Consider the following 13827-nt stretch of genomic DNA (forward strand, 5'->3'; position numbering starts at 1 on the left):
AAGGGTAAGTCTTTTTACATTAAAAAAATTTTGCATTTTTAAAATTTATTTAAATAAATAATTTCAAACAGTTAGAGATTTATTTCGCTTTTCCTCTGCGATTTACAGGCTGCCACGTCGGCAAACATGATCCATATCAATTCCTGACCTATACTCCTTTGTTAGTATTTTTCCAGACAACTTCTGGAGTAAGTTAGTGTGAAAACTGACAACCCTTTTAATCTTTTATTACCAGCCGCAATGGCGAAAGTGGCCGAAGACGCCGGTATCTATAAAGCAACCAAACATCCCTTCACCACCTTCTTTCTGGCGATAAACGCTGGCGTATTTATCTCCATCGCATTCGTTTTTTATATTACAGCGACCACCGGCAGCGGCACGATGCCCTATGGCATAGCCAAACTGATTGGCGGTGTCTGTTTCTCACTCGGCCTGATGCTGGTCGTCGTGTGTGGCGCTGACCTCTTTACTTCTACTGTCTTAATCGTCGTCGCCAAAGCCAGTGGCCGCATCAGCTGGGGACAGCTGGCCCGCAACTGGATTAACGTTTACGCCGGTAACCTTGCAGGTGCCCTCTTCTTTGTCGCCCTGATGTGGTTTGCCGGACAGCATATGGTCGCGAATGGCGCCTGGGGATTGAATGTCCTGGAAACCGCCGATCACAAAATGCATCACACATTCATCGAAGCGGTTTGTCTGGGTACGCTGGCGAATTTGCTGGTCTGCCTCGCCGTCTGGATGAGTTACTCCGGCCGTACCCTGACCGATAAGCTGGTGGTAATGATTTTGCCTGTTGGCATGTTTGTCGCCAGCGGTTTCGAGCACAGCATCGCCAATATGTTTCTGATTCCTTATGCCATTGTCATTCGCGACTTCGCGGCACCTGAATTCTGGCAGGCTGCTGGCACCACGGCGGCACAGTTTCACTCGCTTACCGTGAGCAACTTTATTCTCGACAACCTGATTCCTGTGACCATTGGCAACATCATTGGCGGCGGCATTCTGGTTGGGTTGACCTACTGGGTTATCTATCTCCGTAAAGGTGACCAGGTCCATTAAACACATTTTGACGGCACAGGACGTTGACTGTGCCCGACCGTAAAGTCTCTTCATATAAGGCAGGTATATTATGACCGAACTTAATGCAAAACTGGCTTCAGCATGGGAAGGATTTGCTGAAGGCGAATGGCAGAATAGCGTCAATGTGCGCGACTTCATTCAGAAAAACTACACTCCTTATGAAGGTGATGAGTCGTTCCTGGCGGGCGCAACTGAAGCGACCACTAAACTGTGGGAAAGCGTGCTGGAAGGCATCAAAATTGAAAACCGCACCCACGCGCCAGTTGACTTCGACACCGACCTCGCCTCAACGATTACCTCGCACGACGCAGGCTACATCAATAAGTCGCTGGAAAAAATCGTTGGTCTGCAGACTGAGGCACCATTAAAACGCGCGCTGATTCCTTTTGGCGGCATCAAAATGGTCGAAGGTTCATGCAAAGTCTATGGCCGTGAACTCGATCCTTCACTGAAAAAAATCTTCACCGAATACCGTAAAACGCATAATCAGGGCGTGTTCGACGTTTACACCCCGGACATCATGCGCTGCCGTAAATCAGGTATCCTGACCGGTTTACCCGATGCCTATGGACGTGGCCGCATCATCGGTGACTATCGTCGCGTGGCTCTCTACGGCATCGATTTCCTGATGGCGGATAAATTCTCCCAGTTCGCCTCTCTGCAGAACGATTTAGAGAATGGCATGAATCTGGAAGCGACCATTCGTCTGCGTGAAGAGATCTCGGATCAGCATCGTGCGCTGGCGCAGATTAAAGAGATGGCCGCGAAATATGGCCACGACATTTCGGGCCCGGCAACCAATGCCGTTGAAGCCGTACAGTGGACTTATTATGGCTACCTTGCTGCCGTTAAATCACAAAACGGTGCTGCCATGTCCTTTGGCCGCGTCTCAACCTTCCTGGATGTTTACATCGAGCGTGACCTTAAAGCCGGTAAACTGACTGAAGAACAGGCACAGGAACTGATTGACCATCTGGTCATGAAACTGCGTATGGTTCGCTTCCTGCGTACTCCTGAATATGATGAGCTGTTCTCAGGTGACCCAATCTGGGCAACCGAATCACTGGCAGGTATGGGCGTTGATGGCCGTACTCTGGTTTCAAAAAGTACCTTCCGCTTCCTGAATACCCTGTACACCATGGGTCCTTCACCTGAGCCGAACATGACCATTCTGTGGTCAGAAAAACTGCCAATTAATTTCAAAAAATATGCCGCTAAAGTCTCAATCGACACCTCATCTCTGCAGTATGAGAACGATGACCTGATGCGTCCTGATTTCGACAATGATGACTACGCCATCGCCTGTTGCGTCAGCCCGATGATTGTCGGCAAACAAATGCAGTTCTTTGGTGCACGTGCCAACCTGGCGAAAACCCTGCTCTACGCAATCAACGGCGGCGTGGATGAAAAACTGAAAATGCAGGTTGGACCGAAAGGCGACAAAATCAGCGATGATGTGCTGGACTTCGACACCGTCATGGAGCGTATGGATCACTTCATGGACTGGCTGGCAAAACAGTATGTGACTTCGCTGAACATCATTCACTACATGCATGATAAGTACAGCTACGAAGCAGCGCTGATGGCCCTGCATGACCGTGACGTCTATCGCACCATGGCGTGTGGCATCGCTGGTCTCTCCGTTGCTGCGGATTCACTGTCTGCGATTAAATATGCCAAAGTGAAACCGATTCGTGATGAAGATGGTCTGGCGATCGACTTCGACATCGAAGGTGAATATCCACAGTTCGGTAACAACGACTCCCGCGTTGATGACCTGGCCTGCGATCTGGTTGAACGCTTCATGAAGAAAATTCAGCAGCTGACCACCTATCGTAATGCCGTGCCGACACAGTCTGTTCTGACCATCACCTCAAACGTGGTGTATGGTAAGAAAACCGGTAACACACCGGATGGACGTCGTGCTGGTGCACCGTTTGGACCCGGTGCTAACCCAATGCATGGCCGTGACCAGAAAGGTGCGGTGGCTTCACTGACTTCCGTCGCGAAACTGCCGTTTGCCTATGCGAAAGATGGCATCTCTTATACCTTCTCAATCGTGCCAAACGCGCTGGGTAAAGATGATAACGTGCGTAAAACTAACCTTGCCGGTCTGATGGATGGTTACTTCCATCATGAAGCGAGCATCGAAGGCGGTCAGCACCTTAACGTCAATGTCATGAACCGTGAAATGCTGCTGGACGCGATGGAGCATCCAGAGAAGTATCCGCAGCTGACCATCCGCGTTTCCGGTTATGCTGTGCGCTTTAACTCCCTGACTAAAGAGCAGCAGCAGGATGTGATTACCCGTACCTTCACACAGTCACTGTAATCACGGCTCAACCCGATATAAAAAGGCTCCTCGCGGAGCCTTTTCCTTAAAAGTCTGTTTTGTTGGTCATCTTTATCAAGGTTCCCACCAGAATCGATTTCCTGCCCTGAGCGCAACAGAGATTGCGCCGTCTGTCCCGGCAGACTTACTGGAGAACACATCGCAATGTCAGTTAACGGTCGTATCCACTCATTTGAATCCTGCGGCACCGTCGATGGTCCCGGCATCCGTTTTATCACCTTCTTTCAGGGCTGCCTGATGCGCTGCCTCTACTGCCACAACCGCGACACCTGGGATACCCACGGCGGCAAAGAGATCAGCGTTGAAGCGCTGATGGCGGATGTGCTTTCCTATCGCCATTTTATGAACGCCTCTGGCGGCGGTGTTACGGCCTCTGGTGGTGAAGCGATTCTTCAGGCTGAATTTGTGCGCGACTGGTTTCGCGCCTGTAAAGCGGAAGGCATTCATACCTGTCTCGACACGAACGGTTTCGTACGCCGCTATGATCCGGTGATCGATGAACTGCTTGATGTTACTGACTTAGTGATGCTCGACCTGAAACAGATGAATGACGATGTGCATCAGATTCTGGTGGGGGTCTCTAATCACCGTACCCTGGACTTTGCCCGTTATCTGCAGAAAAAAGGCAAGAGAACCTGGATCCGTTTCGTTGTCGTACCGGGCTATTCCGATGACGATGACACCGCGCATCGCCTGGGCGAATTCACCCGTGATATGCAGAACGTTGAGAAGATTGAATTGCTGCCCTATCACGAACTGGGTAAGCATAAATGGATTGCGATGGGTGAAGAGTACAAGCTGGATGGCGTAAAGCCGCCGGGTAAAGAGACGATGGAGCGCGTGAAAAACATTCTCGCCAGTTACGGCCACGAAGTGATGTACTAACAATCGGCCACAAAAAAGGGAGCTTAATGCTCCCTTTTGGCCAAATGGCGATCAGGCATGTGCCACTGGCGTAGCCTGATGATTCGTTTTGCGCAGCAGCATAACCAGATAAATCAGCGCCACAGCCGCGATCATCACGAACAATAGCTGGTCAGAATAATTCTGCATCAGAACAGAGGTCATTGCCGGTCCTGCCAGACTGCCTACGGTATAACTCATCAGCAACGCCTGGTTCATTGCAACCAGCTCATGGTGGGCGACCGTCTCACAAGCCCAGGACATCGCCACCGGATAGAGTGTGAAGCCTGCCAGGCCCAGCACAAACAGCGCAGGCGCCATCGCGGCATTGGTCAACATGGCCATCGCGCCCAGGATAACGACAAAAACCTGAACCCGTAGCACCAGCATGCGACCAAAACGATCGGCCAGGCGGCCAACGGGCCACTGGCCCACAATACCTGCGCTGACCAGCAACGCCATCCAGTAACCGACATTTGCGTCACTCATTCCCTGATGTGACAGGTAAAGCGGCATCAGGCCATAAAGCGAGCCCAGAAGGATGCCAGAGATGATGCAGCCATTAATACCCAGGCGGGAACTACGACGACGCAGCATCGGCCAGATGCGGGCCGGAGCCGCCTCTGTCGCTTCACCATTACTGGAAACGCGGGTAAAGACCAGCGGCAGCACGGCGCAGAAGACCAGCGAGGTTACCCACGGGATCACGCTGAGTAATTCCGTAGAGAGTTTGCTGACCAGTAACTGGCCGGTCACAGTACCGATGTAATAGACAACCATGTAGGCCGCCAGCAGTTGTCCGCGATTACGCACCGTGCCGCTGCACAGAAGTGCGCTCTCAACCACCACCCACATCAGCGCACAGCCGACACCCGCGATGAATCGCATTGAACTCCAGGCCCAGAAGCCCGACATCATCGCCAGGCACAGGGTCGCGACGGCAAACATCACGGTAGCCAGGTAATAGCTGCGATTGAAGCCGTACTGTCTGATTAACCAGCCAGCCAGCAGCGTGCCTGCGAGATTACCGGTGTAATAAGACGAACTTACTATACCCACCTGCCAGGTTGTCAGTAAGTCATGCGTCAGCCACAGTGGAACGAGCGTATTCAGCACGGCAATTGCGACAGTCATTAACATCAGGCCGCAAAGCAGCAGTATCACGGGGCGTGACCAGGTTGACATAGGGGATAGAAACCAGAGCAAATGAAGGAAATTGCGCGCAGTTTGCCATTAGCTTTTTTAAAGTCAATGGAAGGAATTTAACGGCAGCACATTTTGCTGGCCGACAATTTAATTTACTAATCTTCAGTGGGTTACAATCGTCTTGGGCGACATGCGGCTAAATGCTATCTCTATGAAAAATTAGGTTTTTAAGCACTCCAGCACATCTGTTATCGATAACGTTTATTTGTGATTAAATCAGCGCGACATAAATCCTATTTTTCAGATGCAGGACATAAAAAAACCCGGCCATGGCCGGGTCTTAAGATGCCTGATTGCTTAGCCGATAATTTCGACGCCCTTCATGTAAGGGCGTAAAACTTCCGGTACGGCGATACGACCATCTTCCTGCTGATAGTTTTCCAGCACTGCCACCAGGGTACGGCCGACGGCCAGACCTGAACCGTTCAGGGTATGAACCAGACGCGGCTTCTTATCCTGTTTGTTACGGCAACGCGCCTGCATACGACGCGCCTGGAAATCACCCATGTTGGAACAGGATGAGATCTCGCGGTAGGTGTTCTGCGCCGGTAACCAGACTTCCAGATCGTAGGTTTTAGTCGCTCCGAAACCCATATCGCCGGTACAGAGTAAAACCTTGCGGTATGGCAGGTTCAGCAGCTGCAGAACTTTTTCAGCGTGGCCGGTCAGCTCTTCAAGCGCCTCCATAGACTGTTCCGGGGTAACGATCTGCACCATCTCAACTTTGTCGAACTGGTGCATACGGATCAGACCGCGTGTATCACGACCGTAAGAACCCGCTTCGGAACGGAAGCACGGTGTATGTGCGGTGAGTTTAACCGGCAGGGTATCCTCTTCGAGGATCTCGTCACGCACCAGGTTGGTCAGCGGCACTTCCGCGGTAGGAATCAGTGCATAGTTGCTGCTGTCTGACTCCTCTTCCAGCGGACGGGTGTGGAACAGGTCTTCGCCAAACTTAGGCAACTGTCCGGTACCGTAAAGGGTTGCGTGGTTAACCAGGTAAGGCACGGAGGTTTCAAGGTAGCCATGCTGCTCAGTGTGCAGGTCAATCATAAACTGACTCAGTGCACGGTGCAGGCGGGCAATCTGCCCCTGCATGACAACAAAGCGCGAACCGGTCAGTTTCACGGCAGCCGCAAAATCCAGGCCTTTAGCCGCTTCACCCAGCTCAACGTGATCTTTAACCTGGAAACTGAACTCGCGCGGCGTACCCCAGCGGCTCACTTCCTGGTTTTCGCTGTCATCTTTGCCCAGCGGCACTTCGTCTGCCGGAATGTTCGGCATTGCCAGCGCGAAGTCACGGATTTGATTCTGCAGTTCGTCCAGTTCTGCTTTAGCGGCATCCAGGCGTTCGCCCAGCGCATTCACTTCCTGGCGCAGCGGCTCGATGTCTTCCCCACGTGCTTTGGCCTGACCGATGGATTTGGATCGGGAGTTACGCTCTGCCTGCAAATTTTCTGTTTCCACCTGCAGTACTTTGCGACGCTCTTCAAGCGAACGCAGCGTTTCCACATCCAGTTTGTATCCCCGGCGTGCCAGTTTTTCTGCGACTGCGTCTGGCTCGTTACGCAGCAGATTGGGATCGAGCATGCTTATCCTGTGTATAAAAAGTTGGTTGAAAGAAGGGACGCATTCCTGTGGAATGCGTTGAAAACATTGCCCACATTACCGTAAGGTCTGTTTCAGCGGTAGCGTTTTGTCGGGCTATTTTGATCCTGCTCAGCCAGCCAGCTTAGCTTTTCACCAATCTTACCCTCAAGCCCGCGCTGGGTTGGCGTGTAATAGCGCGTGCTGGCCAGTTCCTTTGGAAAATAGACTTCACCGGCAGCATAGGCGTTGGTTTCATCATGAGCATAACGGTACTCTTTGCCCAGCCCCATCTCTTTCATCAGCTTAGTCGGCGCGTTGCGCAGATGTTCCGGCACATCGTAATCAGGATTATCACGCGCATCACGCATCGCGGCTTTAAAGGCGTTATAGACCGCGTTACTTTTCGGCGCACAGGCCAGATAAACAATGGCCTGAGCGATGGCGCGCTCCCCTTCTGCCGGACCCACGCGCGTGAAGCAATCCCAGGCTGCAATCGCCACCTGCATACCGCGTGGATCGGCATTGCCGACATCTTCGGAGGCGATAGCCAGCAGCCGGCGAGCCACATAGAGCGGATCGCCGCCTGCGGTGATGATGCGCGCATACCAGTAGAGCGCTGCATCTGGCGCGGAGCCGCGAACCGATTTGTGCAGCGCCGAAATCAGATCGTAAAAACGATCGCCTTTGTTATCAAAACGCGCGGATCGCTCACCCGAGACTTCGTTAAGCAACTGAGGCGTCAGTTCACGCTGACCTGAGGCGGTGGTTTCGGCCATATCTGCCATCATTTCCAGCGTATTCAATGCCCGGCGTGCATCACCATTAACCAGTTCAGCAATCATCCTGCGGGTATTATCCGGCAGCACGATGTCACTCTCGCCATAACCTCGCGCTTTATCCTGCATCGCCTGATCCAGCACCTGCTCAATATCTTCGAGCGTCAGTGATTTCAGCAGGTAAACGCGGGCGCGTGACAGCAATGCGGAGTTAAGTTCGAAAGAGGGATTTTCGGTGGTGGCACCAATAAAGGTGATGGTGCCATCTTCAATATGGGGCAGAAAAGCATCCTGCTGGCTCTTGTTGAACCGATGGACCTCGTCCACAAACAGAATAGTGCGCCGTCCGGCATGTTTGTTCTGTCGGGCACGCTCAATCGCTTCACGGATCTCTTTTACGCCGGAGGTCACTGCAGAGATACGCTCCACATCGGCATTACCGTAATGCGCGATGATCTCAGCCAGCGTGGTTTTGCCGGTCCCGGGCGGTCCCCATAAGATCATTGAATGCAGATGCCCGGCTTCAATCGCACGCGGCAGCGGTTTACCCGCGCCCAGCAGATGCTGCTGACCAATGTACTGTTTCAACGTTTCTGGCCGCATACGTGCGGCCAGAGGTTTGAAATTCTCGGTGGAAAAATCCAGGGACAGGTTACTCACCGTGACCTCACTGACGTTGGTCGTCCACCGTCACGCCTTTTGGCGGTGTGAACGTGAATTTATCCGGGCTGATCGCGCCATTCTGCTGGCTTTTCAGCTGGTAATCGCTGCGCTGACCATCCTGCTCAATCGCGCTGAAGCGGTTAATGGTGCCGCTGGACGTCACCTGAATAGTGAACTGTTTCAGGTTGCCGTCGCTGTTTTTCGGCGTCAGTTCGAAATTGTCACCCTGCTGTTTGATGTTGTATTGCTTCCAGTCGTTTGACTGGTTACGGGCAATCAGCATAAACGGCGTGTTGCTGGTGGCATTCTGCAGCAGGCTGACAGTAGCCTGTTCAACAAACGGGTTGTAGAACCAAAGCGATTTGCCGTCGGAGATGATGATACTTTCGTCCGGTGCGGTCATGTGCCAGTTAAACAGGCTGGGACGTTTAACCCACAACTCGCCTTCGCCGTCCTGCACATTGGCGCCGCTGCTGTCGGTCACTTTTTGCGTGAAGCTGGCGTGGAAGCTGCTGACCTTATTCAGGCGCTGCTGCAGATCACTGGAAGCATCAGCCAATACGCTGGCTGAAGAAAAGGTGGCCAACAGGCCCAGAGCGATTACGCGTAATTTCATCTGCTTCAATTCCTTATTTAAACGTTCCCATCGATAACTGCATTAAGCCTGGTCGCCGTTCCGCCATCAGAACAGAAGAAAAAACCGAAAGCTGATTCAGATATGGGGCTTAACCGTATAAAAAACAATGAGCCAGTCGGAACTGGCTCAGTGAGTAGTGTTTCAAAACATTTAACTGCTACATGTCGTGTGGGGGCGGAGACAGGACTTCACGGTTACCATTGTGGCCTGGTGCAGAGACAATGCCCTGCGCTTCCATCTGCTCAATGATACGTGCCGCACGGTTATAACCAATGCGGAACTGACGCTGAACGCCTGAAATCGATGCTCGACGTTTATCAACCACAAAGCCGACTGCCTGGTCGAACAGCGGATCGAGCTCTTCATCACTGTCGATGCCACCGGCACTTTCGCTCTCTTCGCCCGCGGTAATGCTGTCGATATATTGCGGACGTCCACGCGCTTTCCAGTCCTGAACCACGGCATGCACTTCCTGGTCACGAACAAAGGCACCGTGCACACGAATAGGCAGGGAGGAGTTTGGCGGCATATAGAGCATGTCACCCATCCCCAGCAGTGACTCCGCGCCGCCCTGATCGAGAATGGTACGTGAGTCAATCTTGCTCGACACGGTAAAGGCGATACGCGTCGGGATGTTCGCTTTGATCAGGCCAGTAATCACATCCACGGATGGGCGCTGTGTTGCCAGCACCAGGTGGATACCTGCGGCTCGGGCTTTCTGTGCCAGACGCGCAATCAACTCTTCAACTTTTTTACCCACTGCCATGATCAGGTCGGCAAACTCATCGACCATTACCACGATGTAAGGCAGTTTTTCCAGGACCGGCGGCGTCATATCCATACTGTCGCCCGGCTTCCAGAACGGATCGGGAATCGGACGGCCCATCGCTTCAGCCTGTTCCACTTTCTCGTTGTAACCTGCCAGATTACGCACGCCCAGCGCCGACATCAGCTTATAGCGACGCTCCATTTCGCCAACACTCCAGCGCAGCGCATTGGCGGCATCTTTCATGTCTGTGACGACTTCGGTCAGCAGGTGTGGGATGCCTTCGTAGACCGACAGCTCCAGCATTTTCGGGTCGATCATGATGAAGCGAACTTCTTCCGGCGTCGCCTTATAAAGCATGCTGATAATCATGGCGTTCACACCCACAGATTTACCGGAACCGGTGGTACCGGCTACCAGTAAGTGCGGCATTTTCGCCAGATCGGCGACGACAGGCTGACCCGCAATATCTTTACCCAGCACAACAGCCAGCGGTGACGGATTGTCGCGGAATTTAGGGCAATCCAGTACTTCACGCAGATAGACTGTCTGACGATGCTTGTTAGGCAGTTCCAGACCCACGTAAGGCTTGCCTGGAATCACTTCCACCACACGAACCGCAACCGTGGACAGCGAACGTGCTAAATCACGCGACAGGTTTGAAATACGCGCCGCTTTCACGCCAGGTGCCAGGTCGAGTTCAAAACGGGTAATAACCGGGCCAGGCGAGATGCCAACCACTTCCGCTTTCACACGATAATCACCCAGGCGAGACTCAACCAGACGGGCGGTCTGCTCCAGCGAAAACATGTCCACCGGCTCTTCTTCTTCAGGTGGCGCAGTCAGCAGATCCAGTGAAGGCAGTGGTGTAGACGGTTTCTCCAGAGGCTGTTCATGGCGCATCAGGAACGGATGAATCAGGCTGTCATGCAGCGAAGGTTTCGCTTCTTCAACCGGCTGAGCCGGCACGGCGGCTGGCGAACCATAAGCGGGAGCAGAATAAGCCGGAGCCTGAGAAGCCACTGGCGCACCATAAGCGGGCGCAGAGGGTGCTGCATACACAGGCTCAGACGAGGCTGCTGGCGTACTGTAATCTGATTCTGCCGGGATAAAGCGGTCAGGTGCAGGAACCTGAGCCGGAGCCTGAGGTTGTGAAACCTCACTCACCTGCTGCCATGGTTCGTGTGAAACCGCAGGAGCTTCCGGTTCTGGCGTCGCGGCAATCGTAAACAGCGGTTCAGACGGGCCGTCATCCACCAGATCTTTCATCGGTGAAAAATCAAACGCAGAGGCGGTATCAATATTAAATACCGGATCTTTTTTCACTTCAGGTTCATAGCGCTGTTGCTGCTGCTCGGCGAACTGACGTGCCAGTGCATCCTGATGCTGAGCATCCTGCTCATCTTCCTCGTCCTGCTGCCAGCTGGTGCCATAACGCTGCTGCTGTTCAGACTGGAAGGCCTGACGCAGTTCAGCCTGCTGCAGCGCCTCTTCAGCATCAGGTGCAGCAGAAACTGATCCAGCCGGGGCCGTTTCGCTCTCTTCCGTTTTTGCTTTCTCTTCAGCCATGCGCTGAGAAGGCAATTTAATGCCATAAGAGGCCAGCTCACGACGGGTTGGCAGTTTTACCGGGTTAGGACGCGGTAGCGCCGGTCCGATGCCCTGCTTAACCTGCGGGTTGGGATTGGTTTCAGGGGCTAAATCGAAAACAGGGGCAGTACGCGTGGTCGCCTGGGCCGCAGTGGCAGCGACGGCGGCCGCAGCTGCAGGAGCCGCAGGCATTGCTGGTGTGTCGCGCCAGTTCCCCATTTTAGGTTCATCGTCGTCGTAAGCACTGAACGACGGCGCAGCCGGGGCCTCGTCCGGCATTTCAAAGTGATAAAGCGGTGGTGAGGTCGCAGGTGCAGAAGCACTCTGCGCCGGAGTCGGAGCCGTTGCTGCACCATAGGATGCTGGCGCGCTCTGCACGGCCGCAGGCGCGGGTTGTGCCGTCGGCGATGCTGGCATAGCTGCAGGCGCAGATGCCGCCGCAGAAGACGCTGCAACAGCGGCAGGCGTTACCGGAGCGGCCGGCGCGAGCGTCACCTCTGCGGCTTCCGCCGTTGCCGCTACCGCCGCGCTGGTTGCTGCTGCCGCTTTAGCCAGCAGAGGATCCGGCTGTGACGCCGCAGGCTGGGCGGCTGCACGTGGAGCAGAAAGCAGCACATCTTCATCTTCATCCTGATCGGCAGCATGCAGTTCAGGCACATCCGCGTATTCATGCGCGTCCTGCTCGTCATCCTCTTCCTGCCAGGGTTCATCGTGACGTGAACGGTTGCTGGCAAACGTCAGCACACCCATCACCACGCCACCAATTCTTTCTGCGATGGTGAGCCATGACCAGCCGGTGTAAAGGGTAATGCCCGCCGCCCAGACGCAAAGCAGCATAAGCGTGCCACCCGCTGGACTGAACCAGGGGGCAATCGCATTACTCACCAGGCTACCAATCACGCCGCCTGAGGCGAAGTACCAGATATCATCGGCATTTAGCGCCGCCATACCACAGGTCGTCACCACCAGTGCCAGGACGCCAATTAAGCGCAGCCCGACAGCAAAGTAGTCAAAGTAGTCCTGGCTGTCGCGCTGACGGAAAGCAATCCAGCACAGACCCAGGATGACGGGCGGAATGGCGTACGCCATCACACCAAAGATGAAGAGTAAGGTGTCAGCCAGCCAGGCACCGACGCTGCCGCCGATATTGTGGATAGGTTCATGCCAGGCCGTTTGCGACCAGCTCGGGTCGGAAGGGTTAAAACTGACTAAAGAAACCATCAGGTAGATGGCAAACAACGCCACCAGAATAAGCAACGCTTCCAGCAGACGACGTCCACTGCTCAGCGATTGTAACGAAACGTCTTTATCTTCTGTATATTCCTGGCTCAAGAGGACTCTCCAGGTGCCTGTAAAGTAAGAAGCAACAGCGCCGGGCGAGCCCGACGCTGATCCTGTATGAATTCACAGGAGTGTACCGAAATCTAACAGGTTTTGCACCTGCCCCGCATCAGCGGGTTTTGATCACCAGTCGATTGCTCTGTTTGACCTCTTCCATCACCACGTAAGTTCGCGTGTCGTTTACGCCGGGCAGGCGCAACAGGGTTTCACCCAGCAACTTACGGTAGGCAGACATATCAGGTACGCGCGTTTTCAGCAGGTAGTCGAAATCGCCGGAAACGAGGTGACACTCTTGAGTTTCCTCAAGTTTTTGCACAGCGGCGTTAAATTGCTCAAACACATCCGGCGCACCACGATTCAGAGTAATCTCAACGAATACCAGTAGCGATGCATCAAGGTAGTGCGGGTTCAACTGCGCGGTATAGCCAAGAATAAATCCCTGACGTTCAAGACGACGCACGCGTTCAAGACATGGCGTAGGCGATAAGCCTACGCGTTTGGAAAGCTCTACGTTTGAAATGCGACCATCTTTCTGAAGTTCATTCAGAATGTTCCTGTCAATTCTGTCGAGATCTTTTCCGGGGCGTTTCTTATTGTCTACCATTATTATTGTCTCTCTTAATTCCTTCCCTTTACCTGCCACGCCCTGAAAACGCTCATTGTTCGGGGCATTTCTGAAGTGAGCTAACAGAGCCTGTGTTCTGAAATCTATCGACATGACGCATATTGTCTGTCCACATCATGCGTCATTATCCATATCAGGCTGCTTTTATTCGGCGTTAAGTGCAAAACAGGCGAGGAAAACCTGTTTTGTTCCGATAAATGTTATTCGCTTCTGATAATGTTTTCGCAAAAGCGCAGGCGATTGTCAAAGTAAAATCACCAAATTCAGGACAAGATGCCAGACAGTTAGCTGGGTATC

The 13827-nt window shown here is 53.3% G+C and carries 9 protein-coding genes; 3 read left to right on the top strand and 6 right to left on the bottom strand.

What is annotated here, in order from left to right:
• The first annotated feature begins 198 nt into the window (after positions 1 to 198).
• The 3 genes from focA (at position 199) to pflA (ending at position 4318) form a co-directional block, all read left to right on the top strand.
• Positions 199 to 1059, top strand: coding sequence for a formate transporter FocA (gene focA, locus IAI47_RS12875; RefSeq protein WP_003849342.1), 861 nt, complete (start codon positions 199 to 201; stop codon positions 1057 to 1059).
• Between the two features lie 70 nt (positions 1060 to 1129).
• Positions 1130 to 3412 carry a formate C-acetyltransferase gene (pflB, locus tag IAI47_RS12880; RefSeq protein ID WP_008925843.1) on the top strand — a complete coding sequence of 761 codons (2283 nt, stop codon included), beginning with the start codon at positions 1130 to 1132 and terminating at the stop codon, positions 3410 to 3412.
• 165 nt (positions 3413 to 3577) lie between these two features.
• Positions 3578 to 4318: a pyruvate formate lyase 1-activating protein gene (gene pflA, locus IAI47_RS12885; protein WP_008925842.1), complete on the top strand. Its 741-nt coding sequence runs from the start codon at positions 3578 to 3580 to the stop codon at positions 4316 to 4318.
• Between the two features lie 51 nt (positions 4319 to 4369).
• Here pflA and IAI47_RS12890 read toward each other — a convergent pair whose 3' ends face one another.
• The 6 genes from IAI47_RS12890 to lrp all read right to left on the bottom strand — a co-directional run bounded on the left by IAI47_RS12890 (position 4370) and on the right by lrp (position 13509).
• Positions 4370 to 5521 (bottom strand): MFS transporter, encoded by a 1152-nt coding sequence (locus IAI47_RS12890; protein WP_003849339.1) that lies wholly within the window; start codon positions 5519 to 5521, stop codon positions 4370 to 4372.
• A 318-nt stretch (positions 5522 to 5839) separates the two neighbouring features.
• The gene (gene serS / locus IAI47_RS12895) at positions 5840 to 7132 is read right to left on the bottom strand and encodes a serine--tRNA ligase (protein WP_008925841.1); all 1293 of its coding nucleotides are present in this window, start codon (positions 7130 to 7132) and stop codon (positions 5840 to 5842) included.
• 92 nt (positions 7133 to 7224) lie between these two features.
• Positions 7225 to 8568 (bottom strand): replication-associated recombination protein A, encoded by a 1344-nt coding sequence (locus IAI47_RS12900; RefSeq protein ID WP_003849336.1) that lies wholly within the window; start codon positions 8566 to 8568, stop codon positions 7225 to 7227.
• 7 nt (positions 8569 to 8575) lie between these two features.
• Positions 8576 to 9187, bottom strand: a complete 612-nt coding sequence (lolA, locus tag IAI47_RS12905) for an outer membrane lipoprotein chaperone LolA (RefSeq protein WP_003849334.1) — start codon at positions 9185 to 9187, stop codon at positions 8576 to 8578.
• A gap of 178 nt (positions 9188 to 9365) precedes the next feature.
• The gene (locus IAI47_RS12910) at positions 9366 to 12896 is read right to left on the bottom strand and encodes a DNA translocase FtsK 4TM domain-containing protein (RefSeq protein WP_187961140.1); all 3531 of its coding nucleotides are present in this window, start codon (positions 12894 to 12896) and stop codon (positions 9366 to 9368) included.
• A 118-nt stretch (positions 12897 to 13014) separates the two neighbouring features.
• The gene (lrp, locus tag IAI47_RS12915) at positions 13015 to 13509 is read right to left on the bottom strand and encodes a leucine-responsive transcriptional regulator Lrp (protein ID WP_006118610.1); all 495 of its coding nucleotides are present in this window, start codon (positions 13507 to 13509) and stop codon (positions 13015 to 13017) included.
• Positions 13510 to 13827 lie beyond the last annotated feature (318 nt).

It is taken from the genome of Pantoea sp. MT58 (assembly GCF_014495885.1).
Taxonomy (GTDB): Bacteria; Pseudomonadota; Gammaproteobacteria; order Enterobacterales; family Enterobacteriaceae; genus Pantoea; species Pantoea eucalypti.